The sequence below is a fragment of the Nonomuraea sp. NPDC003707 genome (assembly GCF_053587055.1).
The window spans coordinates 115,117-136,106 of record NZ_JBSFNK010000035.1 but is presented as its reverse complement, the minus strand read 5'-3'; the positions used below and the strand labels follow the sequence as shown (position 1 = coordinate 136,106).

Here is a 20,990-nt window from a genome sequence, read left to right as displayed (position 1 = left end):
CGCCGGGTTCGTTCTCCTTCGCCACCGCATCCTGCTCGGCTAACCACACTCCGTCACCACCGAAAGTGGGCCAGAGCCACTGACTGGACACACCCGAGGGAGACACCGAAGGCGCGGTATGGGACTTGGTCGGGCTCGTGCCCCTCGGCGGGGATTCGGGAAAGTTCCTCGGAACACTGGTGCGCCGCTGTAACAGCTTCACCCCTGACACCGAAGTGCTGATGGCTGATGGCTGATGGCTGATGGCCGATGGCACGACGAAACCGATCTCAGAGGTACAAGTCGGCGATGAAATGCTGGCCACGGATCCGGAGACGGGAGAATCCCAGGCCAAGTCCGTTCTGGCGGTGTTCGCCGGCGAAAGCGAGAGGAATCTGGTCCAGGTCACCGTTACCGATAGGCGTCGGACCGAGACCGGCGACTCCGGCGGGGTGATTGTGGCCACCGATGAGCATCCGTTCTGGGTGGAAAAACTCGACCGATGGATGTTCGCGACCGACCTCAAGCCCGGCATGTGGTTGCGGACCTCTTCGGGCACCTACGTACAGGTCACGGCGGTCAAGCGGTGGACTGCGATCCAGCAGGTGCACAACCTGACAGTGGCAGACGTCCACACGTACTATGCTCTGGCCGGTGACACGCCGGTCCTGGTGCACAACAGCAATTGCGGACCCGTCTCCAACAGCAAGCCCGACGACCTGCCCATCGAACAAATGGAAGCAGACCTCGCGGGCGTGTCCCGGATCGCCGCGGGCTCACCGGAGTTCTTGCGTGCGACGTCCGGGGGCGGAACCTTCCTATGGACCGTGGGAGAGAATGGTCAGTTGAACATCGTCCCCGCCGGTCCTGGCATTCATCACACCATCGCCTCAGGCGGCGGGAAAGTAACGGCCGCCGGCCAGATCGCCTTCAACAGCCAGGGCGCGGTGACGATGTTCGACAATTTCACCGGTCACTACACGCCATGCACCGAGTGTGCGGCCACGTTCATCCAGCGAGGCGTCGATGCGTTCGGCCTGGCCGGGATCAGGATCCCGCGGCGAGTAATCACAGACTACGGTGGGAAGGCACCGTAGATGGCTGCACAAGCTGGACTTCCAGAACTCCGAGGTGTCCCGCTCGCTGATCTGCCCGAGTGGGTCAGTGGTCGCTTCCCGGAAGGAGCCTCACCCCAGTGGTGGCTCTCGGTATTCGAGTCGATTGAGATCGGCGTGAGTCCTTTTCAGCAGGTCGCACCTGATCAGCGAAAAGAAGACTTCGAGCTCGGTGCGACGGTGGTGACGGTTGCCGTCGACCGCGGGGACATCAGTCCGTCGCTCGGCGCGTACTGGCTCCTCAGGCTCGCGGCCATGGCACTTCGCATCAATCCACCCGTCAACGAACTCCCGGAGGTCCTCACGCCCGATGGATCTGCCGAATGGGCTCTTGAGCACATGCCACTTTCAAGAGAACAGGCGGTTGCAGATGCTCGTGGAAGGAGGGCCGAGTACGACGCCGCAGACGATGACTTCTACGAGCCCGTCGGCGTCGAGTCCCAGTCGGCCGACTTCCAGCCGGATCACCGGTTTTCCGCCTTGCAGGAGGTGGAAATGATTCTGTTCGCCCTGCCATGGGTTTCCAGCAAGGTGACCGATCCGCAGATCAGCGCCGAGGTACAGGAATGGCTGGACACTCGCGCATTGCTGTAGAAGAGCCCGCTCGAACGGTGTCCGACTCGCCCGGATACTGATCGAACGGCCGAAGGGCACCCAGCAGCACTGGGTGCCCTTCACTACCCGCTTGCAGATATGTCCGTGGAAAGCACCTGATCGGAGCGGAAGAATGACGTGATCCGAACCTGTACCGCTTCATAACGCATCGCAGGGTGCTTGATCTGCGTTTTTGACCTTCAGCAGCGGTACGGGCGAGATCGCGGCTTGTGCCGGTTCGTCTGCTGTATCTGATCATGGTTCGGGTGTTCGGCCGGCTGGTGTCGCTGGGACGTGGCCAGGCGTCCAAGGACGTCGAGATCATGGTGCTCCGCCATGAGGTGGCCGTGTTGAAGCGTCAGCTCGCCCGCCCGAGGCCGGACTGGGCCGATCGGGCGCTCCTGGCGGCCTTGGCCCGCTTCCTACCTGCGGTGCTGCGGGCGCATCGGCTGGTCACCCCGGGCACCTTGTTGGCATGGCATCGCCGTTTGATCAAACGCTCGTGGACCTATTCCCACCGCCCTGGTCGTCCCGGAATGAGCAAGGAGGTCCGGGATCTGGTCCTCCGCCTGGCACGGGAGAACCCGAGGTGGGGGTATCGGCGGGTACACGGTGAACTGGTTGGCCTCGGCTTGCAGGTCAGTGCAGCGACCGTGCGACAGCATCTACAGTGTGGGAGATCCTGCACGCGGCCGGTATCGATCCGGCGCCCCGCCGGGCCGGGCCGACCTGGCGGCAGTTCCTGACCGCTCAAGCCCATGCGATCATCGCGTGCGACTTCCTGGTGGTCGAGACGGTGCTGCTCAAGCGGCTGTATGTGCTGGTCTTCATCGAGCACGGCACCCGGCGATTGCACCTGGCCGGAGTGACCGCGCACCCGACCGGGGCGTGGATGGTGCAGCAGGCCCGTAACCTGGCCATGGACGTGGGCGACCGTATCGCCGAGCTGCGGTTCCTGATCCACGATCGGGACCCGCTTCTCACCTCCGCCTTTCGGGAGGTTTTCAAAGCCGAAGGGCTACGGGCCATCACCGGCCTGCCGCGGACGCCGAGGACGAACGCCACCTGACCTTCGTGCTCCGCGAGTATCTGATCCACTACAACGAGCACCGGCCACATCAGTCCCGGTACCAACGGCCCCCGGATACCACGGCTGATGGGTCACCAGTGCCTGCAGCGCCAGCCAGGCGATCACCCGGTCCTCGGTGGCGTTGATCGACAGACCGGTCAGCTCCTCCACCCGGGCTATGCGCTGGCGCAGCGTGTGCCGGTGGATGCCGAGCTGTGACGAGGCGGCCTCCCAGCTGGCGTTCTCGCTGAGGAACACCTGCAGCGACCGCAGCAGCATCGGGTTGTCCAGCAGCGGCAGCAACGGTGAACGCAGCGCCGCCTGCGCGGCCGGGTCGAGTCGCTGCAGCACCAGCCGCCCGGTGGCCAGCTCGCCGAAGGCGACCATGGGCTCGGCGTCGGCGACGGCCACGGCCAGCGCCTGCTCGGCCTGCTGGCGGCTGAGCTCAGCGCGTGCGAGCGGCTGTGCCGTACCCACGCCGCAGCGGGCAGGGACGCCGTCGTCGGCGGCCGCGCGCACGCGATCGGCCCAGCGGCCCAGCTCATCCTCCGGGACCAGCACCGTGACCTGGGCGGAGTCGGAGCTGACGAGCTGCGGCAGGTCCAGCTGGGTGCACCAGTCCAGCACGTTCTCCTCCAGCGGTACGGCACGCGAGCGCGAGCGCAGCAGCGCCACGGCCACGTTGCCGGCCGGCAGGTTCCATCGGGCGGCCACCCGCTCGATGAGTCCCTGATCCCCGGACATGAGCGCGTCCACCGCGTCAGCCCTGGTCAGATGCCAGGTGTCGCCGCCGCTGAGCGGGTTGAGCGCCAGGTCGAGCAGGAGCGCGGCGTGCTGGGCCAGCTCCCTGGTGAGGCTGATCCTGTCGGGGCGCGCGGCCACGACCAGGTGAGCGCGCGGTCGGATGGGATCGCCCACGCCGTACGCGGTGATGTTGGGGTGCCTGATGCGGGAGCGCTGGCCGGAGGCGGCGGCCCGGGCGTCGTCGAGGTGCACCCGTGCGGCGCCCACGGCCGCGTGCACCTTGCCGTGCCGGTCGAGCAGTACGGCCCAGCTGTCGATGCGGGCGGCCAGCACGGTGACGATGCCCTGCGTGCCCGCGCTGCGGGCCACCCGGGTCATGGCCGAGACGCCCTCGGCGATCAGCCGGGCCTGTGCCGCGTCGGAGCGCAGCAGGTCGGCGTTGAGCTCGAAGGTGACATCCTGGAAGGCGACCCCGGCGGGCACCTCGAGGATCGGCAGGCCGCACGCTTGCGCCGCGTCGACGAGGGCCTGCGGGGTCCTGGTGTGGTGTGGCCCGACACCGAAGCCGATCGCGGCCACTCCGGCCTTGACCAGCCGTTCGGCATAGGCGCGCTGCCCGGCGGGATCGTCGAGGGTGAGGCCCACGGTCAGCAGCAGCTCGCCGCCCTGCAGCCACGGGGTGGGGTCAGCGAGCTCCGACAGATGGGTCCAGCGGATGGGCCGGTCGAGCGCGGAGTCGCCGGACAGCACGCGCAGCCCGAAGCGCTGAGCGACGTCCCCAACCGTCTCCAACATAGCGAATCGTCGCCCTAATCCCTGGTCAATGGACATTTGGCCACATGCCTCATCAACGCGGCAATTCATACCATGACCATTACGTTCCGTAACGCCGGGTGCCATCTTCCCTATTCCCGGCCCTATCGAGGAGGTCAGGTGCGAGCCGCGGTATTCGAGTCGGCGGAGTCCCCCGTCGTGATCCAGGACGTGGACCTGGCCCCGCCCGGTCCGGGCGAGGTACGGGTGAAGATCGCCGCTGCCGGAGTGTGCGGATCGGACCTCCACGTGCGGCGTGGCGAGTGGGACGTCCAGGCTCCCCTGGTGATGGGCCATGAGGGCTCCGGCGTCGTCACCGCGCTCGGGCCGGGCGTCACCAGCCTGGCCGAGGGCGATCACGTGGTGCTGTCGTGGGTGGCCCCCTGCGGCCGGTGCCGGTACTGCCGGTCCGGCCACGAGGCCCGCTGCCAGGTCGCGGCCAACGTCGTGGCCCCGGGCGGCGTGCTGCAGGACGGCACCAGCAGGCTCAGCCGCGGCGGCGAGACCGTCTACCACTACCTGGGTGTCTCGTCCTTCGCCGAGGAGGCCGTCGTGCCCGCCTCCGGCGCGGTCAAGGTCCGCGACGACGCCCCGCTCGACACGGTCGCGCTGGTCGGCTGCGCGGTCGCGACCGGGGTGGGCGCCGTGACCAACACCGCCGCGGTGGTGCCGGGCAGCACGGTGGCCGTGATCGGCTGCGGCGGCGTCGGGCTGTCCGTCGTGCAGGGCGCCAAGCTGGCCGGCGCCGAGCGGATCATCGCCATCGACACCCGGCAGGAGAAGACCGCCCTGGCCGCCGCCCTCGGCGCCACCGACCAGCTGCCGGCCGAGGACCCGGTCGAGGCGCTGCGCGACCTGCTGCCCGACGGCGTCGACTACGCCTTCGACGCGGTGGGCCACCAGTCCACGCTGGAGGCCGCCATCAAGATGCTCGGCCTGGGCGGCGCGGCCGTCGCGGTCGGCCTGCCACCCAAGAACACCCTGGCCCGCTTCGACCCGCTCGTACTGGCCGAGGCCGACCAGCGCATCCTCGGCTCGAACTACGGCAGCGTCCGCCCGGCGATCGACATCCCCGCGCTGGTCGACCGCTACATGGACGGCCTGCTCCGGCTCGACCAGCTGGTCAGCCGCCGCGCCGCACTCAACGAGGCCCCCCTCGCGCTGGAAGCCCTGGCCAGCGGCGAGGCACTGCGTACCCTCCTGATCCCCTGAGGAGACATCCCCCATGACCCAGACACCTGTAGTGCAGGCCGAAAGCGGCCTCAAGAAGGGCGCGATGTCGGCCGGCGAGGTCGTCGCCCAGGCCCTCGCCAACATCGCGCCGAGCGCGGTCATCGCCTTCAGCGTGGCCGGCATCTACGCCGGCTCGGGCAACGCCTCGTGGCTGTCGTTCACGCTGGCCACGATCGTGATCCTGGCCGTCGGCTACTGCATCGCCCAGTTCGCCAAGCGGCGCGCCTCGGCGGGCTCGCTCTACAACTACGCCGCGCAGGGCCTGGGGCCCTTCGGTGCGTACCTCACAGGCGTCACGCTCATCATCGGCTGCTTCGGCATCGCGGCCGGCTCGCTCGGCGGGGCCGTCTACCACTTCACCGTCTTTTTGTCGCAGATCGGGCTGCCGATCGAGGGCACGGCATGGAACGTTCTGCTGGCCGTCGTGATCGGCTCGCTGGCCACGCTGTTCACCGTGTGGGGCATCCGGCTGTCGGCCAGGATCTCGCTGATCCTGGAGGTCGTCTCCATCACGATCATCACGCTGATGTTGGTCGTGGTGCTCTTCTGGGGCGGCGGCCCGGTCGTGGATACCGACCAGCTGACGCTCTCGGGAGCCGCCCCGCACGGCGTCGCGGTCGGCATGGTGCTGGGCATCCTCGGCTTCGTCGGCTTCTCCAGCTCCGACGCGCTCGGCCGGGAGGCCAAGGACCCGTTCAAGGCCATCCCGCGGGCCATCATGTGGAGCGCGTTCGGCGTCGGCCTGCTCTACATTTTCGCATCCTACGTGCAGGTCGCCGGATTCCACTCGCTCGGCGACCTCGGCGCGAGCGCGAACCCGCTGGACGAGCTGGCCAAGGCCGCCGGGCTGCCCGACTGGATCAGGCCGGTCCTCAGCCTCGGCGTCACCGCGTCGTTCTTCGCCGTGGTGGTCGCGCCGATCAACGTCATCGGGCGGATCGTGTTCGTCATGGGCAAGGAGGGCGTGCTGCCCGCCTCGCTCGGCCGTACCCACCGCACCCAGCAGACGCCGCACCGCGCCATCCTGGCCGTCGCGCCCGGGGTCGTGCTGCTCACCGCGGTCCTGTTCGCGCTCGGCGTGGACGGCATGGAGATCGTGGTCAACGTCGACACCTACGGCACCTACGGCTACATGATCGCCTATGCGGTCGTCGCGCTGGCCACGCCGATCTTCCTGCGCCGCGAGGGCGTACGGCTGCCGCTGGTGTGGCCCTGCGTGGTGGTGTCGGTGGCCGGGATGGCCTACGTGTTCTGGGTCAACGTGGTTCCCTGGCCGCAGTGGCCGCTGAACTTCGTGGTCCTCGCGTTCTTCGCCACGGTCCTGGTGACACTGGCCTGGTACGGCTACCTGCGTTCGGCACGACCGGCCGCGATCCGGGCGATCGGCACCACCGAGACCGACTTCCCCGAGATGGCCTGAAGCCGGGCAGGAGCGTGCTCAGGTTGTCGGCGGTCGTCGGGGCGCCGCGGGCAGTGCCAAGCCGGCAGGGCGCCCGGCGTCACCAGCCGATGAGCCCGCAACCTCGGCGGCAGGAGTCGCGCCGGCGCGGCCAGGACCGCTCGATCAGCCCAGTGGGGCTGGCGTCGGACGACCTTAGGGGTGAACTCTAGCCAGAGCCGAGCGAGCCGACCGTCACGCGCCACTGGCGCAGCCGGCGATCCCTGGTGACCTGTAGTTGTGTGTACGGGTCCTGGTCGACGAGCGCCTGCGCCGCGGTCTCGTCCTCGGCCTGTAGGACGATCATGCCGGCCGTCAGGTCCGTGTAAGGGCCGGCCGCGACGAGGCTGCCCTGCTCAAAGAGCTTGTTCAGGTGTGCGAGATGGTCTTCGCGGCGCTCCGCTCTCAGCGGGGTGTCGTTGTAGCCGTAGGTCAGGACGAACAGTGCCATTCCGAGATACTCCTTTTCACGTCAATTCCGTTGGCGACCGGGACCGTCTGACGTCGCCGGTCGAAGCCCTCCGAGCCCCACGGCCCGAGTCCCAGCAGTTTCAGGTCAGCCCTCCAGCCCGTACACCCGTCGTGCGTTGCCGGCGAAGATGTCGTGCTGGTCGGCGGGTGGGAGATGAGTCAGTGCGTTCTTCCACGCGTCGACCAGGTGCGGCATCGTGGTCCAGATCTTCTCGACCGGGAAGTTGGTGCCGAACATGGCTCGGCCGGCGCCGAACCAGCCGATCACCTCGTCTGCGACAAAGGAGATGAGGTCGGGATCCACCCGGTGGACGAAGGTGCCCTGCCCGGTGAGCTTGACGACGATGTTCTGCTGCTCGGCCAGCGCGGCCATCCCGGTCCGCCACGACTCGAGGCACTCGAGCCCGATGAGCATGCCCGCGTGCACCAGGACGAAGGTGACATCAGGGAAGGCCGCCGCCAGCTCGACCGCATCCGGCATCTGTTCGGGAAAGACCTGCAGCTCGAACAGCCAGCCGTGGTCGGCGAGCGCGCCGATGTTCTTACGGAAGACCGGATCCTTCATACGGTCGGGCGCGGCGGCGAACCGGAACTCCGGGCGCTCGTGCCAGTGCAGTTGCTGACGGATCCCCCGGATGAGCGGCGTGAGCGCGGCCTGTCGTCGCATGGTGTCCGGAGCGCTCTCGTCGAACATGTCGGCCGATCCGATGACGGCCATCGGCCGGCCCGTCTCCTGATGAACCTCGTGAAGCCAGCGCACCTCGTCCACAACCCGGTCGAGCGGCCAGTTCGTCTGCACGTAGACCGACTCGCCGATGCCTGCGGCCGTGGCGTCGGCGACGTACTCGTCGATCAGGTAGTCCCGCCTGATCGGCTCGTACGGGCCGAAGATCCGCGGCACCATCGGTCCGGACAGCCAGGGCAGGTCCCCGGCCCGCCAGATGTGGTGATGCGAGTCGACGATGTCGCCCGAGTAGCGGGTCGCCTCCGGCATGACGATCACTCCCTGATCAAGGTCTGTACCTGCTCGTACGCCGTACGCAGGTCGCGCACGCCCGCGAGCGCGTCCACGCTGCCGAGCACGGCCGACATGCCGCGGGTGATCGGCTGGTACGCCGGGTCGCAGGCGAGCGGCGACCACCACAGCAACCGGTGGCTCAGCAGCGACAACCGCCGTACGGCCGCCTGCATGGGCCGGCAGTCGCCGCGTTCCAGGCCATCGGAGAGCACGATCGTCAGGGCGCCGCGCGCCACGGTGACATGCCGGGCGTTGGCGAGGAACTCCTGGAGCGAGGCGCCGATCCGCGTCCCGCCCTCGGCGTCCAGGACGACGTCGCTCAGCGAGCCGACGGCCGCGTCGACGTGCCGTGCGCGCAGCTGCTCGGTGACGCGGGTCAGCCGGGTGCCGAAGGTGAACACCTCGACGCGGTCGAGCCGGCCGACCACGGCGTGGGCGAAGCGGAGGTAGTGGGCGCTGTGCTGCTTCATCGACCCCGACACGTCGATGAGCAGCAGCACACGGCGCTGCCGCCGCGGACGGTTGCGCCGGTGCAACGTCACGATCTCCCCGTGGCTGCGCCTGGACTCACGGCAGATCCTGGCGACGTCGATCCACGGACCTCGCCGGGCAGGCCGCCGACGTCGCGACCGGATCGTCGGCACCGCTCCGGGTAGTTCCCGCCGCAGCAGCGAGAGCACGGCCCGGTCGTCCTCGCTCGCCGGGCCGAACACCGGGCGTCTCTCGCGCTCCGAGGAGCCGGCCTTCAGGCCCGCCTCCCCGCCGTACGTCGCCGTGAGAGGAGCCTCGCCCCCCTTCCCGCGCGGCGCGGAGGCCTCGTCGTCGGGGGACTCCTCATCGGGGATGCGCCGTGCCGTAACCTCCCCGAACCAGCGCTCGAACGTGGGGGAGTACACCTCCAGGTCTTCGTGGGAGGTGGTGAGCGTGGCCACCCCGATCCAGTAGAGGTGTGTGGCGTCGCGCGGGCCGACGGCCTCGATCGCCTGAAGGAAGACCCGCTGCTTGGGCACCGGTACGGGCAGGCCCCGATCGTGCAGGTCCCGCAGGAACCCGTGCACATGATCGCCGACGCGTACGACGAGGGACTGCTCAGTCACCGAACACCTCCGCGGTGTGGCGGCCGAGGAGCGTGAGGTCCTCCTCGTGCTTGACGAGCAGCCCCGCGGACCGGCGCATCGCCTCCAGCCAGCTCGAACCCTCGCGGGTCAGCGTCTGCACGCCGCGGGCCCAGGAGACCGACTCGGCGATGCCCGGGCGTTTCAGCAGAGCCAGCCCGCGGATGCGATGCACGGCGGCCACGAGGCGCGCCGCGCTCCTCTCGTCCAGGCCCGGCGCCTGCGCCCGGATGATCGCTCGCTCCCGTTCGGCGTCGGGGAAGGGGATCCAGTGGTAGAGGCATCGGCGCTTGAGCGCGTCGTGCAGTTCGCGGGTCCGGTTCGAGGTGAGGACGACGAACGGGACGCTCGCCGCCGTGATGGTGCCGATCTCCGGGATGGTGATCTGGAAGTCGCCGAGGAACTCGAGAAGGAAGGCCTCGAACTCACTGTCCGCCCGGTCGATCTCGTCGATCAGCAGCACCGCGCCGGACGCCGCCCGCAGCGACCGCAGTAACGGCCGCTGCAGCAGGAACTCCTCGCGGTACAGGTCGCCGACGCCGCGCCCCTCCACCTCGGCGGCCCGCAGGGACAGCAACTGTTTGGGGTAGTCCCACTCGTACAGGGCCTGGGAGGCGTCCAGCCCTTCGTAGCACTGAAGCCGGATCAGCTCGCGGCCGAGGATCCGGGCCAGGACGTTCGCGACCTCGGTCTTGCCGACCCCCGGCTCGCCCTCCAGCAGCAGCGGGAGCCCGAGCGTGCCTGCCAGGTGAAGGGCGGTGAGCAGACCCTCGTCGGCGAGGTAGCCCTCCGCGCCCAGCCGCCGGTCCAGCGCGTCCTGATCAACCAGCACGGCCGGCCCGCAGCTCGTCGAGTCCGCGCAGCACCTTCTCCGGGGTGAAGGGCATGCTCGTCAGCCGTACGCCGACCGCGTCGTACACGGCGTTGGCGATCGCGGGGATCGGCGCGTTCGCCGTCATCTCACCGATCCCCTTGGCCCCGAACGGCCCGTTGTCGGCGGGCCGTTCGAGGAACAGGCTCGTCTGCGCCGGGATGTCGGCCGGCCCGGGCATCAGGTACTCCGTGAAATCGACCGGGCCGTGCTCGCGCGAGTGCGGATAGTACGGTTCGGTCGATTCGAACAACGCGTGCGACAGGCCCATCCAGGCGCCGCCCTCGACCTGCTGCGTCGCGAGGGCCGGGTTGAGCGCCCGGCCGATCTCGTAGGTGTTGTAGAGCCGCAGCACCTCGATCACGCCGGTCTCGTCGTCGACCGCGACCTCGGCCACCGTGCACGCGTGCGCCTGGCAGGAGTCCGGATCCATCTCGCCGGTCTCCGGCACCGGGGAGCTCGGCTCCTTGAGGTAGATGCCCCGGCCGGAGATGGTCCGGCCCTGCCGGAAGTGCGCGGCGAGCGCGACGTCGCTGATGTGGATCTTCTTTTCCGACGATCCCTTGAGGCGGACGAAGCCCGTGCCGTCGGTCTCCAGGTCCTCCGCGTCGACCTCCAGTTCGTCGGCGGCGACCTGGAGCATGACCTCCCTGGCCTCGCGCGCCGCCATGATCACGGCGTTGCCGACGCGGTGGGTGCCGCGGCTGGCGAACGTTCCCATGCAGTGCGGGCCGGTGTCGGTGTCGGCGGTGTCGACGATGACGTTCTCGATCGGGATGCCGAGTGTCTCGGCCGCGCATTGGGCGATGACCGTCCGCAACCCCTGGCCGAGATCCACCGAGGAGAGCGTGACGACGAATCCGCCCATCGTGGTGGCGTGGACGAGTGCCTGCGACGGGTCCCCGCCGAGGTTCATGCCGGTCGGGTAGTTGACCGCCGCGTATCCGCGGCCATGCCGTAACGCCATCGCTCAGCCCTCCGGTCGTTCGGTCGAGGACATCGCCCGGTACTCCGGCGGAAGGTCGTGCCCCACCAGGTCGGCGGCGCTCTGGATCACCTCGACCAACGCCGTGCCGGACGCGATCTTGCGATGAGCTTTCATGTCGCCGTCCCGGTAGGCATTCTTGAGCCGGAGCCGCAGCGGGTCCATGTTCAGCTCCCGGGCGATGCGGTCCATGTGCGACTCCAGCGCGAAGTCGCCGATCGTGACGCCGAACCCGCGCATGGCGCTGGATGGCGTGCGGTTGGTGTAGACGCAGTACGCGTCGACATGGACGTTCGGGATCGTGTACGGGCCGGGCATGTGCGCCGCCGCCTTGGTGGTGCCGTACGGGCTGTGCCGGGAGTACGCGCCCGCGTCCACGTAGAGCGTGATCTTGCGGGCGACGATCCGGCCGTCGTCCATGACGCCGTCCTTGATGGAGATGCGCTCGGCCGCTCGGGGGGACGACACCTGCATCTCCTCGGCGCGGCTGTAGACGTACTTGGCCGGCCGGCCGGTGAGCATGGCGGCGATGCACGCGAGCGGCTCGACGATGACGTCGACCTTGCCGCCGAAGCCGCCCCCCACGGTGCCCCCGACGACGCGCAGGCTGGTAGGCGGGACGCCGAGGATGAGCGCGGTGTTGTCGAGGGTGAAGAAGGCGGCCTGGGTGTTGGTGTGTATGCGCAGCCGGCCGTCGCCCTGAGGGACGACGATGCAGCCGGTCGGCTCGGTCGGCGCGTGTTCGATGGGGGAGGAGCTGTAGCGGCCCTCGATGATGCGGTCCGCCTCGGCGAAACCTCGCTCGACGTCGCCGAAGCGGATCCGGCGGCAGTGATGTCCCTCATACACGAAGTGGTTGGCGCCCGCCTGCTTGATGATCGGGGCGCCGTCGGCCAGCGCCTCCTCGACGTCGAGGACGGCGGGCAGGTCGGTGTAGTCGACCGTGACCCGGGCCGCGCCCTCGCGGGCGGCGTCCTCGGTCTCGGCGACGACGGCGACGATCGGCTCGCCGCGGTAGAGGACCCGATCCTCGGCCAGCACCGGCTCGTCGTCAGGTCCCACGCCGATCAGGCGCAGCACGGTGTACCAGTTGTTCGGCACGTCCTGGTGGGTGATGACCCGAAGCACGCCCGGGACCCCGAGGGCGCCGGAGACGTCGACCCGGTTGATGAGGGCGTGGTGCCGCGTGGACCGGTGGATCTTGACGTGCGTCATCTCCGGCAGCGCCATGTCCTCGAAGAAGACCGTGCGGCCGGTGACGTGAGCGCGGGCGTCCGAGCGCGGGACGGCGGAGCCGATGACGGCGAAGTCGTCCGAGCGCTCGCCCTTGAAGTACGCGGTGTCGATCGGGGTGAGGCGCGCCATCAGACCTCGGCCTCCGCGTTCGTGAGCGGGGCGCTGCGGCGTTGCGCGGCGGCGAGGACGGCGGCGATGATCGGCTCGTATCCCGTGCAGCGGCAGACGTTCCCGCAGATCGCCTCGGTGACATCCTGGCGGGTCGGATCCGGCTTCCGGTTGAGCAGGGCCGTGGCGGACATGATCATCCCCGGGGTGCAGAACCCGCATTGCGTCGCGAAGAGGTCGACGAACGCCTGCTGTACGTCGCCGAGCCGGTCGCCCTCGGCCAGGCCCTCGATCGTCTCCACGGCAGAGCCGTCGATCGTCACGATGGGAATCAGGCACGAGACCACGGGCCGGCCGTCGAGCAGCACCGTGCAGCTGCCGCAGCCCCCTTGCGCGCAGCCGCGCTTGGCCCCCATCAGTCCCAATGTGTCGCGCAGCGCGCTCAGCAGCGTCGTCGACGGCCGGGCGATCAGCTCCCGCTCGGTGCCGTTCACCTTGAGCGTGACGATTGTCGAGGGCATGCGATCCCCTTTCAGGTCCCCAGCAGGGCGCGACGCAGGTGGACGGGGTAGACCCGAGCGCGGTACCAGGCGGAGGCGTAGGCGTCGTCGAACGGCTCGATGACGTCGGCGCCGGCTGCCTGGGCGACGACCTGGGCGTTCAGCGGCGCGCCCAGCAGAACGCGCTCGGCGCCGACCGCGCGTACCAAGCGCCGCGCCAGGCCGCCGAGCACGAGACGGATGTCACCGACCAGGCCGTCCTCGATCGTGATCCGGGCCGCCACCGTCACGATGGATCCCGAGTTGAGCCGCCGCCGGCTCGCCTTGTAGAACCGGAACGCGTCCTTGGCCGGAGCGGTGAACCGGACGCGGGTCACCAGGTCGCCCGCCCGCAGGCCGCCGGTGACGACCCGCTCGAGCGGCTCGCGGCGGGCCCCGTCGGCACCGAGCACGTCCAGCTCCGCGTCCAGGGCCAGAAGAGCCGCCGCCAGGTCGCCGTACGGTTGGGGCACGAAAAGGTTGCCCGCCACGGTGGCGAGGCTGCGGACCGGTGGCGCGGCGATCGACCGCACACAGCCGGACAGGTAGCTCAGCCGATCGTCGTCCTCGATGTCGGCGAGAGTGGTGGCCGCGCCCAGGGCCACCGTGTCGCCTTCGACGTCGATGCCGGACAGTCCCGCCCGGCGCAGGCTGACCAGCCGCAGGTCGCGGCCGGCCTGATCGTCCAGGCGGGCCAGCAGGTAGGTGCCGCCGCCGAGAGGCACGGCCCCGGCCTGAAGCGCGGCATGAGCCGCTTCGGGACTCTCGGGTGTCTGAACGGAGGTCAGCATGTGCACTCCACTTATCGATATCGATAATTAACTTACGTGGCATGATCGAAGAGTCAAGGGCCCTCTGGGCCCTCAACGTCAGGAGGTTTCTTGTCGGAACCCACGGGGAGCCCGCGCTCCGCGCGACCGACGCTGAGCCGACAGATCCGCGACGGTCTGCTGCAACGGATCGTCTCCGGCGAACTCGGCGAGGGAGACCGGCTCATCGAGACGAAGATCGCCATCGAGTTCGGAACGAGTCAGGCCCCGGTCCGGGAGGCGCTCCGGCAGCTTGAGGGCCTCGGCCTCATCGACGGCCGGCCTCGTCACGGCAGCCGGGTGCTTCCCTTCGCCGAGCAGACCATCCGCGAGGCGTACATCGTGCGGGCGGCCCTTGAGGAGACCGCGACGCGGCTCGCCATGCTGGCCGGAACCCTCCCCTTCGACCGGCTGGGGGAGGCGGTCGAGGAGATGTACCGCAGTGCCCAGGACGACGACGTGCACGGCATCGGCCTGGCCAGCGCGCGGTTTCACCGGCACGTCGTGCAGGCCGGCGGCAACGCGCTGCTGACCCGCGCCTGGGAGGCGCTGCAGATCGAGGCGCGCACGGCCATCGCTCTCATGGTCACCAGGCCGAAACTCGAGCGGGTCGCCGACGAGCACCGCGAGCTGCTGGACGTCATGCGCGCGGGGGACGTCGAGGTCGCCTGCCGTCACGCCCGTGACCATCAGTGGGCCTACGCCGACACGCCGCACGACCCTTACGGAACGCCGAAACATTAGGGGTCAGCACCTTTCTCGACGCCGGCCGGTGTTCCCCGCTACCGTGCGCGACCGCCGCCGTTGATCACCACTTAGTAAATGAGGTCATTGGTAGGCGCAGAGTTCACCGGTACTCGGTGATCGCGTCCCTCCCTGAGATGTAGCTCCTCGCCTCGGAACGCTTGTTACCAGTGGGTCGCGCTCATGGCGGTCCTGCTGTTCACAAGTACCGACCCCGGCCTAGGCTGGCGGGGATGACGGGATCGGTGGCGGGCGCGCGGACACAGGAGCAGATGCGGCAACGAAACCTGAGTGAGGTGCTGCGGCGCGTCCATAAGGACGGGGCCGTGTCACGGGCCGCGCTCAGCCGCCGGATGGGCCTCAACCGCAGCACCATCATGGACCTGACCGCCGAACTCGCCGCCGCCGGGCTCGTCCGCGAGGACGTCCCCATCGGGCGGGGTCGCGCTGGGCGGCCGTCCATCGTCGTCATGCCCGAGCAGGGGACGCTGTACGGGCTCGCGTTCGACGTCGCCGTGGACCGGCTGCTCGCGGCCCGTGTCGGGCTCGGCGGCCGGGTCCTCGACCGCCGCGAGGCCGTGCGCACCCGCGCCGGGGTCGACCTGGAGGACGTCGTCGGCGTCCTCGCCACCTTCGGCCGCGAACTGGTCGCCGGGGCCGGTCCGGGCGCGTTGTGCGTGGGTGTGGGCGCGTCGTACTGCGGGTTGATCAGGCGCGCCGACGGCACGGTCCGGTACGGGCCGCACCTCGGCTGGGTGGACCAGGCGTTCGGCGCGGAACTGGCCGCCGGGCTCGGTCTCGGGCTTCCCGTCGAGGTCGGCAACGAGGCACACCTGGGTGCGATCGCCGAGCACGTACGCGGCGCGGGATGCGACGTCGACAACCTCATCTACCTGCACGGGGACGTCGGCGTCGGCGGCGGGATCATCGTCGGCGGCAAACTCCTGGACGGAGACGGAGGCTACGGCTGCGAACTCGGGCACATGCTGGTCAACCCGTTCGACGGGCGGCCCTGCCTGTGCGGGTCGCGCGGCTGTCTGGAGGCCGAGGTGGGGGAGGAGGCGCTGCTCGACTACGCGGGACGGTCCGGCGAACTCGTCGGACGCGACGGTATCCGGTCAGTCGTCGCACTCGCCGGGACCGGCGACGCCCGCGCGCGGGACGCCCTCGACCGCATCGGCGACTGGCTCGGTGTCGGCGTCGTCAACCTCATCAACCTGTTCAACCCGGCGCTCGTGGTCTTCGGCGGGATGCTCCGCGATGTCTACCCGGGCGCCGCGTCACGCGTCCGTGCCCGGATCGACGCGCATGTCCTGCCGGTGTCGCGCGAACGTGTCCGCCTGGCCGTGACGGCCCTCGGCGACGACACCACGCTCGCCGGTGCCGCCGAACTCGCCTTCGCCAACCTCCTGGACAACCCCCTCGACACACTGGCCACCCTGCGCTGATGGGATCAGGACGGCCGCGCCGACAAGCCAGTCGGCACAGCCGTGCCGTAAACGATTGAGGTCGTAGCCGTCGATAACGGTCGGGCGCCGGGCCTCTGCCGCTGTGGCGGCCTGTGATCATGGGCTCCACGGCACGGCAGCATCGCCGACTCCGGCACCCGGGTGGTGGGCGTGGGCTTCGGCTGAACCGGCGAGGTCGTCCTGTAGCGGTGCGGCGGCCCGCTCGTTTGTGCAGGCGTTTGTTGTAGCCGGACTGGCCGGGCAGGTAGGGGAAGGCGTCGGACAGGTGGGCGGGGACGTGGCGCAGCCAGCGGGACTCGGAGTGGATGCCGAGCAGGGCCTGGTCGGCATCGGTGAGCTTGGGCGGGCGTCCTGACCGGGGTGATTCACCCAACCAGTCGTCGATGGTCACGTACAGTGCAGTGAGAAGGGTGTTGAGGTCGTTCGTCACACATCGCTCCTCGACACCCTTCGTCGTACCTGCACCCCGAACGACTTGGAGCCTGCCGACAAAGGGTTTGGTCGCTGGGGCGGAGACGGGGGATGCCTTGGTCGAGGCCATCTTCGAGTGATATGCCCGCGATCGGGCCCAAGCAGGACCACAGGGCCGCCGCCCTCTGCGGACGGTCGGCGATCAGGGACGCGGGCCGAAGCCTTGGGCTGCGAGCCACGTGGCGCAGAGGCTGGGCCAAGCGGACGCGGTCGGTTCGTCCTGGGCGAGCCCGAGCCCGTGCTTGCCCTCGGGAAAGACATGGAGCTCGAACGGCGTGCCGGCGCGGGCGAGTGCTGCGGCAAACAGCAGGCTGTTGTCGACTGGGACCACATTGTCGTTCGCGGTGTGCCAGAGGAATGTCGGCGGCGTCTCGGCCGTCACGTTCTGGTGGGCGGATAGGGCTGTCGCCTGCTCCTCACTGCCGTCAGTACCGAGCAGTCGGCAGCGGGACGAGGAGTGCGCCCCGGTGAGGTCGATGACCGGGTAACCGAGCACCACGGCATCCGGGCGCTCCCCGTCGTTCGAGCCGTCTTTGGAGGTGGCGAGGGTGGCGGCGAGATGGCCGCCGGCGGAAAATCCCATGACGGCGACCCGCGTGGCGCCACGTTCCCGGACGACGTGCATCGCCTGGCGCAGGTCGTCCAAGGGAGCTGGATGCAGCGGCTCGCGGCCCGGCTCGCCCCCGGCCACCCGGTAGTGGAGCACGTAGGCGTCGACGCCCAGCGCGACCAGCCAGCGGGCCACGTCCGTGCTCTCGTTCTCGGCCAGTCTGGCGTAACCGCCGCCGGCGCACACCACCACCGCACTCGAGGCCGGGATGTCCGCTCCGTACAGCGTCAGGCTGGGGGTTCCGGTAGCAGGGCCCGGAGGAGTCGTTGACCAGAGCGGAATGTCGATCATGTACTGGAACTATATCCCCCGAGGGCTACGGACCTCCCTGTACCTGTTCGACCGCAGCCCCCGGGAAGGGACGATTCGCCCTAGACCCTGGACCGGAGGTACGTAATCAACCGTCAACGAGGCCGATTCCTGCTGCGGCCAGGACCAGGCGGCCACCGAGTGCTCCCTCACCATCGAGCCAGATGTCGTCGGCGAGCCCGATGAGCCTCTTGTCCGGGTCATCGAACTCGACTCCGCCCACGACGATGGGCACGTCGTCGGGCACGGCCTCTTTGCCTCATCTTCGAAGCTCTCTGTCCGGGGCGATGGCGATCGTGACCCGGTAGTGGCGGGGCGGCTCGTCGACGGGCTGGCCGTCGGCCTCGATCCAGGCATGGGCGCCGAACGGGTGGACCCGTATGCCCGCGCACCAGGTGGGCCAGCATCCGCGCAACCGGCACAGCAGGGCGGCGGCGATGGAGCGGGGCAGGCAGCCTTCCCCGGCACACGACAGGCTGACCGCGATCACCGCGTCCCGTGCCGCTCTGGCCTGTTCGGCGCTCGCGGGCGCGGCGCCGCGGCGGGCGAAGGTCAGCGCCGCGCGGATGCGGGCCGGCGGCAGGCGGGCGATCAGGTGTGCGGCGGCCACGGCGGCCAGCGCCGGCGGGCGGCGGCGCCAGGGCAGGGCGGGCCGGTCGGCGGGCACCATGGGCACGCTCATCGCGGCTGCTCCCGGTCGACGGTCTCGACGATCAGGTTCGCGGCGCGCAACTGCGCGACGAGCGCGGCGATGTCCGCCTCGGCGGTGGGCGTTGCGGCCGGATGGGTCCGGACGAGGTCGCGGGCGGCCTCGTCCTGGCCGTGTCCCGCCAGCAGGCTGCGCAGGACGAGCGCGGCGGTGGCATTCAGTTGGCGGTAGCGGCCGGTGCGCTCGTCCAGGAGCACGGCAACCTCGTCGATCGGGGTGAGAGTGACGCCGGGGCGAAGCCTCACGCACACGACTCCTCCTGGGTGGGGTAGGCAAGAAGGGCTCGTAGCCAGTTCTCGGCGGCGATGAAGACGTCGAGTGCCATCACGCCCGGCCCGCCCTCGGCCGGGGTGCGCACGCAGGCCCGGCGCAGGGCGGCGGCGTCGGCCAGGCCGCGCTCCACCAGCAGCGAACCGTCGAGCAGGGTCAGGAGCTGGTCGCGGTGGCGGAGCAGCCCCTGGTAGATGTCGGCCGAAAACTCGCCCTTGGTGGTACGTTCCAAACATTCGGCCGGCATGACGGGACGCATCGCGGCCCGGGTGAGCGGCTTGTAGGCGCCCGGCACCGCCCGCTGGTCCGGCCGCACGGCCAGGCAGGCGGCGACGACGTGGTCGTCCAGATAGGGGGCGTGCACGGGGGCGCCCACGCGGCCCGTCAGGCCCCGCACGCCGTCGAGGGAGGCGGCGATGGTACGGACGCTCGACAGGCTCTGGTGCTGGGCGCGCAGGGGGGAGTGCGGCTCGGCCGAGCACGTGAGGAGCCGCCGGCGGACCGTGTCCGTCGCAGCCTCGGTCGTCCAGTCAGGCAGGCGTAGCGGTTGCTCCCATCCGAAGTCCGGCCGGAAGCGGGACAGCGGCGCGCTGAGTGTCTGCGCCTGATCCGCCAGCCAGGCGGCATAGGGGCGCCGGTCGGCCAGTGCGCGGGCGCACGCCCACAGCGGCCATCGGGCCCTGGACCGCCGCTCGCGCAGGTGGGGCCAGAGCGCCGCCGGGTGGCGACGGGCCAGGTCGTGCAGGTAGCAGTCGGGCAGCAGCGTGACCTCGTCACCGCCGTGCCCGGTCAGGCGCACGGCCGCGCCCAGCCCGGCCAGCAGTGCCGAACCCGCCAGCTCGCGGGCCAGCGTGCGCAGCCACCGCGTCGGCTCGTCCAGCCCGGGAACGGCCTCGGCCGCCCCGGCGAACCACTTGGGCAGGTCACCGGACCGGGCCACCCCGTGCTCGCCCGGGAGGTGCGCCCGCGCCCGGGCCGCCCACTCCGCGTCGTCATGCTCGGGATCGTCGATGGCCAGCACGAACGTGATCAGCTTCGCCGACCGCTCCCCGGCCGCCGCAGCGGCAAGGAAGCTGACCGGCGTGGAATCCAGCCCGCCGGACAGATCGCTGGCCACCACCGCGCCCTCGCCGATCCGGGCGGCCACGGCCTCCTCAAGGGCCGCCCTCACCACGGGAGCGCCCTCCTCCAGCGCTACTTCCGGCTCCGGCGCCCGCCACCAGGCGCGCAGCCGCACCTCGTCCGCGTCGATGTGCGCCGCCTCACCGGGCGGCACCATGGCGACCCCTTCCCACAGCGGCTCGGCCAGCGCCGGCGGAACCGCCATCAGCAACCGCATCGCCAGAGCCTGCTCGTCCACCGCCGCCCGCGTCAGCGCGGCCGGCAGCGCCGCCCGACCGGACGCGACCACCGCCCCGCGGGCCCGCGCGTAGTACACCCGCCGCATGCCCGAAGCGGTGCCCTGCACCCGAACCTGCCCGCCCACGACGGCGACCAGATGGAAACTGCCGGGCAGCGCCGCGGCCACCGCGTCGGCGTCCGCCAGGCACCCCAGCCGCGCCGCCATCCGCCGGAGCCGACCGGCGGTGACCGGGCACGTGCCGATCACCGCCAGCCGCGCGTGGCCCGCCTCCGCGTGGACGATCTCGCCGGGCGAGGCGGCCAGCAGACAGGGACGGCCGGACGCGTAGCTCAGCACCACCGCGCCGTGCAGCGCCTCAGCGAGGGCTTCGCCGGCGGCGCTGTCGGACAGCACCGCGAACTCCTCGCCGCTCAGCTTGCGCACCGGACTCCTCGCCTCACTGGTAGTAGTAGACCGCGTCCATCAGCGGCCCGGCCATGCCGCGGGTCAGTTCTCCGAACTCGCCGATGTCGAGCATCCGCGGGGGTTCGTACGGCTCGTTGTCGACCATGAGTGGTGCCTTTCTCCTGGGATGTGCCGGCTGTCCGGACCCGTACCGGACGCCGTGGGACTCGATGGGCACGGTGGCCTCACTACCCCGCGTAGTAGTAGGCCCAGTCCATGTTGAGCATGCCGTAGCCGCGGGTCAGCTGCCCGAACTCGCCGATCTCGAGCATCTGCGGGGGCTCGTACGGCTCGGTGCGCTCGTTGTCGATCATGACAGGTCCCTTCGTCCGTGCGGCGGATCGCCGCGTCACCGTCAGTGAAGACCTACGCTCTCGCTGTCCAACAGGAGGTCGGACACACTCGGACACACTCGAACGCCAGGCCCGGCACCGCGGCGGAAAGTCAGGCGCTCAGACAGGGCG

General features: G+C 70.1%; 24 protein-coding genes and 1 pseudogene. 8 read left to right on the top strand and 17 right to left on the bottom strand.

Features of this window, described 5'->3' with window-relative positions; all coding sequences use genetic code 11:
- Nucleotides 1-242 precede the first annotated feature (242 nt).
- From ACWDRB_RS53275 to ACWDRB_RS53260, 4 genes are all read left to right on the top strand, one after another.
- A complete protein-coding gene (locus ACWDRB_RS53275) occupies nt 243-1,076 on the top strand; it encodes a polymorphic toxin-type HINT domain-containing protein (protein WP_449908118.1) in 834 nt (277 codons plus the stop codon).
- The gene (locus tag ACWDRB_RS53270) at nt 1,077-1,688 is read left to right on the top strand and encodes a hypothetical protein (RefSeq protein ID WP_449908116.1); all 612 of its coding nucleotides are present in this window, start codon (nt 1,077-1,079) and stop codon (nt 1,686-1,688) included.
- Nucleotides 1,689-1,945: 257 nt separating this feature from the next.
- Nucleotides 1,946-2,434: a helix-turn-helix domain-containing protein gene (locus ACWDRB_RS53265; protein ID WP_449908124.1), complete on the top strand. Its 489-nt coding sequence runs from the start codon at nt 1,946-1,948 to the stop codon at nt 2,432-2,434.
- Nucleotides 2,359-2,757 (top strand): hypothetical protein, encoded by a 399-nt coding sequence (locus ACWDRB_RS53260; protein ID WP_449908114.1) that lies wholly within the window; start codon nt 2,359-2,361, stop codon nt 2,755-2,757. The genes ACWDRB_RS53265 and ACWDRB_RS53260 overlap by 76 nt, the downstream gene beginning before the upstream one ends.
- Here ACWDRB_RS53260 and ACWDRB_RS53255 read toward each other — a convergent pair.
- Complete coding sequence (locus ACWDRB_RS53255; protein WP_449908112.1) at nt 2,707-4,296, bottom strand: PucR family transcriptional regulator; 1,590 nt, start codon at nt 4,294-4,296, stop codon at nt 2,707-2,709. The genes ACWDRB_RS53260 and ACWDRB_RS53255 overlap by 51 nt on opposite strands.
- A gap of 138 nt (nt 4,297-4,434) precedes the next feature.
- On the opposite strand from ACWDRB_RS53255, the gene ACWDRB_RS53250 reads away from it, so the two are divergent.
- Both ACWDRB_RS53250 and ACWDRB_RS53245 read left to right on the top strand, forming a co-directional pair.
- Nucleotides 4,435-5,526 carry a Zn-dependent alcohol dehydrogenase gene (locus tag ACWDRB_RS53250; RefSeq protein ID WP_350737903.1) on the top strand — a complete coding sequence of 364 codons (1,092 nt, stop codon included), beginning with the start codon at nt 4,435-4,437 and terminating at the stop codon, nt 5,524-5,526.
- A gap of 13 nt (nt 5,527-5,539) precedes the next feature.
- Nucleotides 5,540-6,967: an APC family permease gene (locus ACWDRB_RS53245; protein WP_449908109.1), complete on the top strand. Its 1,428-nt coding sequence runs from the start codon at nt 5,540-5,542 to the stop codon at nt 6,965-6,967.
- Nucleotides 6,968-7,154: 187 nt separating this feature from the next.
- Here ACWDRB_RS53245 and ACWDRB_RS53240 read toward each other — a convergent pair whose 3' ends face one another.
- From ACWDRB_RS53240 to ACWDRB_RS53205, 8 genes are all read right to left on the bottom strand, one after another.
- Nucleotides 7,155-7,436 (bottom strand): YciI family protein, encoded by a 282-nt coding sequence (locus ACWDRB_RS53240; RefSeq protein ID WP_192783864.1) that lies wholly within the window; start codon nt 7,434-7,436, stop codon nt 7,155-7,157.
- Between the two features lie 105 nt (nt 7,437-7,541).
- Nucleotides 7,542-8,450 (bottom strand): amidohydrolase family protein, encoded by a 909-nt coding sequence (locus tag ACWDRB_RS53235; protein WP_449908107.1) that lies wholly within the window; start codon nt 8,448-8,450, stop codon nt 7,542-7,544.
- 5 nt (nt 8,451-8,455) lie between these two features.
- The gene (locus ACWDRB_RS53230) at nt 8,456-9,571 is read right to left on the bottom strand and encodes a vWA domain-containing protein (protein WP_449908105.1); all 1,116 of its coding nucleotides are present in this window, start codon (nt 9,569-9,571) and stop codon (nt 8,456-8,458) included.
- The gene (locus ACWDRB_RS53225) at nt 9,564-10,421 is read right to left on the bottom strand and encodes an AAA family ATPase (protein WP_449908103.1); all 858 of its coding nucleotides are present in this window, start codon (nt 10,419-10,421) and stop codon (nt 9,564-9,566) included. Before ACWDRB_RS53225 ends, ACWDRB_RS53230 begins: the two co-directional genes overlap by 8 nt.
- Nucleotides 10,411-11,427, bottom strand: a complete 1,017-nt coding sequence (locus tag ACWDRB_RS53220) for a xanthine dehydrogenase family protein molybdopterin-binding subunit (RefSeq protein WP_355202047.1) — start codon at nt 11,425-11,427, stop codon at nt 10,411-10,413. The genes ACWDRB_RS53225 and ACWDRB_RS53220 overlap by 11 nt, the downstream gene beginning before the upstream one ends.
- A gap of 3 nt (nt 11,428-11,430) precedes the next feature.
- A complete protein-coding gene (locus tag ACWDRB_RS53215) occupies nt 11,431-12,810 on the bottom strand; it encodes a xanthine dehydrogenase family protein molybdopterin-binding subunit (RefSeq protein ID WP_449908101.1) in 1,380 nt (459 codons plus the stop codon).
- The gene (locus ACWDRB_RS53210) at nt 12,810-13,310 is read right to left on the bottom strand and encodes a (2Fe-2S)-binding protein (RefSeq protein ID WP_449908099.1); all 501 of its coding nucleotides are present in this window, start codon (nt 13,308-13,310) and stop codon (nt 12,810-12,812) included. The genes ACWDRB_RS53215 and ACWDRB_RS53210 overlap by 1 nt, the downstream gene beginning before the upstream one ends.
- Nucleotides 13,311-13,321: 11 nt before the next feature.
- Entirely contained in the window at nt 13,322-14,119 is a 798-nt protein-coding gene (locus ACWDRB_RS53205) for an FAD binding domain-containing protein (RefSeq protein ID WP_449908097.1), read from the bottom strand.
- 90 nt (nt 14,120-14,209) lie between these two features.
- On the opposite strand from ACWDRB_RS53205, the gene ACWDRB_RS53200 reads away from it, so the two are divergent.
- Both ACWDRB_RS53200 and ACWDRB_RS53195 read left to right on the top strand, forming a co-directional pair.
- A complete protein-coding gene (locus ACWDRB_RS53200) occupies nt 14,210-14,881 on the top strand; it encodes a GntR family transcriptional regulator (RefSeq protein ID WP_449908095.1) in 672 nt (223 codons plus the stop codon).
- 233 nt (nt 14,882-15,114) lie between these two features.
- Nucleotides 15,115-16,329, top strand: a complete 1,215-nt coding sequence (locus tag ACWDRB_RS53195) for an ROK family protein (protein WP_397375014.1) — start codon at nt 15,115-15,117, stop codon at nt 16,327-16,329.
- A 232-nt stretch (nt 16,330-16,561) separates the two neighbouring features.
- Here ACWDRB_RS53195 and ACWDRB_RS53190 read toward each other — a convergent pair.
- The 8 genes and pseudogenes from ACWDRB_RS53190 to ACWDRB_RS53155 form a co-directional block, all read right to left on the bottom strand.
- Nucleotides 16,562-16,780 (bottom strand): annotated as a pseudogene (locus tag ACWDRB_RS53190) (IS982 family transposase); the annotation flags it as partial.
- 183 nt (nt 16,781-16,963) lie between these two features.
- Nucleotides 16,964-17,722, bottom strand: a complete 759-nt coding sequence (locus ACWDRB_RS53185; protein WP_449908092.1) for an alpha/beta hydrolase — start codon at nt 17,720-17,722, stop codon at nt 16,964-16,966.
- 106 nt (nt 17,723-17,828) lie between these two features.
- A complete protein-coding gene (locus ACWDRB_RS53180) occupies nt 17,829-17,987 on the bottom strand; it encodes a hypothetical protein (RefSeq protein ID WP_449908090.1) in 159 nt (52 codons plus the stop codon).
- A 12-nt stretch (nt 17,988-17,999) separates the two neighbouring features.
- On the bottom strand, nt 18,000-18,422 hold the full coding sequence (locus ACWDRB_RS53175) for a lasso peptide biosynthesis B2 protein (RefSeq protein WP_449908088.1): 423 nt from the start codon (nt 18,420-18,422) through the stop codon (nt 18,000-18,002).
- Complete coding sequence (locus tag ACWDRB_RS53170; protein ID WP_350737859.1) at nt 18,419-18,694, bottom strand: lasso peptide biosynthesis PqqD family chaperone; 276 nt, start codon at nt 18,692-18,694, stop codon at nt 18,419-18,421. Before ACWDRB_RS53170 ends, ACWDRB_RS53175 begins: the two co-directional genes overlap by 4 nt.
- The gene (locus ACWDRB_RS53165) at nt 18,691-20,505 is read right to left on the bottom strand and encodes an asparagine synthase-related protein (protein ID WP_449908086.1); all 1,815 of its coding nucleotides are present in this window, start codon (nt 20,503-20,505) and stop codon (nt 18,691-18,693) included. The genes ACWDRB_RS53170 and ACWDRB_RS53165 overlap by 4 nt, the downstream gene beginning before the upstream one ends.
- A 13-nt stretch (nt 20,506-20,518) precedes the next feature.
- A complete protein-coding gene (locus tag ACWDRB_RS53160; protein ID WP_350737853.1) occupies nt 20,519-20,632 on the bottom strand; it encodes a lasso RiPP family leader peptide-containing protein in 114 nt (37 codons plus the stop codon).
- Nucleotides 20,633-20,714: 82 nt separating this feature from the next.
- Entirely contained in the window at nt 20,715-20,840 is a 126-nt protein-coding gene (locus ACWDRB_RS53155) for a lasso RiPP family leader peptide-containing protein (protein ID WP_364266855.1), read from the bottom strand.
- Nucleotides 20,841-20,990: the final 150 nt, after the last annotated feature.

What these genes read in the sequence shown, in the direction of transcription:
- ACWDRB_RS53275 (WP_449908118.1), top strand. Translation starts at nt 243, where the DNA reads ATGGCCGATGGCACGACGAAACCGATCTCAGAGGTACAAGTCGGCGAT.
- ACWDRB_RS53270 (WP_449908116.1), top strand. Translation starts at nt 1,077, where the DNA reads ATGGCTGCACAAGCTGGACTTCCAGAACTCCGAGGTGTCCCGCTCGCT.
- ACWDRB_RS53265 (WP_449908124.1), top strand. Translation starts at nt 1,946, where the DNA reads ATGGTTCGGGTGTTCGGCCGGCTGGTGTCGCTGGGACGTGGCCAGGCG.
- ACWDRB_RS53255 (WP_449908112.1), bottom strand. Translation starts at nt 4,296, where the DNA reads ATGTTGGAGACGGTTGGGGACGTCGCTCAGCGCTTCGGGCTGCGCGTG.
- ACWDRB_RS53245 (WP_449908109.1), top strand. Translation starts at nt 5,540, where the DNA reads ATGACCCAGACACCTGTAGTGCAGGCCGAAAGCGGCCTCAAGAAGGGC.
- ACWDRB_RS53240 (WP_192783864.1), bottom strand. Translation starts at nt 7,436, where the DNA reads ATGGCACTGTTCGTCCTGACCTACGGCTACAACGACACCCCGCTGAGA.
- ACWDRB_RS53235 (WP_449908107.1), bottom strand. Translation starts at nt 8,450, where the DNA reads ATGCCGGAGGCGACCCGCTACTCGGGCGACATCGTCGACTCGCATCAC.
- ACWDRB_RS53220 (WP_355202047.1), bottom strand. Translation starts at nt 11,427, where the DNA reads ATGGCGTTACGGCATGGCCGCGGATACGCGGCGGTCAACTACCCGACC.
- ACWDRB_RS53215 (WP_449908101.1), bottom strand. Translation starts at nt 12,810, where the DNA reads ATGGCGCGCCTCACCCCGATCGACACCGCGTACTTCAAGGGCGAGCGC.
- ACWDRB_RS53210 (WP_449908099.1), bottom strand. Translation starts at nt 13,310, where the DNA reads ATGCCCTCGACAATCGTCACGCTCAAGGTGAACGGCACCGAGCGGGAG.
- ACWDRB_RS53205 (WP_449908097.1), bottom strand. Translation starts at nt 14,119, where the DNA reads ATGCTGACCTCCGTTCAGACACCCGAGAGTCCCGAAGCGGCTCATGCC.
- ACWDRB_RS53195 (WP_397375014.1), top strand. Translation starts at nt 15,115, where the DNA reads ATGACGGGATCGGTGGCGGGCGCGCGGACACAGGAGCAGATGCGGCAA.
- ACWDRB_RS53185 (WP_449908092.1), bottom strand. Translation starts at nt 17,722, where the DNA reads ATGATCGACATTCCGCTCTGGTCAACGACTCCTCCGGGCCCTGCTACC.
- ACWDRB_RS53175 (WP_449908088.1), bottom strand. Translation starts at nt 18,422, where the DNA reads ATGAGCGTGCCCATGGTGCCCGCCGACCGGCCCGCCCTGCCCTGGCGC.
- ACWDRB_RS53160 (WP_350737853.1), bottom strand. Translation starts at nt 20,632, where the DNA reads ATGGTCGACAACGAGCCGTACGAACCCCCGCGGATGCTCGACATCGGC.
- ACWDRB_RS53155 (WP_364266855.1), bottom strand. Translation starts at nt 20,840, where the DNA reads ATGATCGACAACGAGCGCACCGAGCCGTACGAGCCCCCGCAGATGCTC.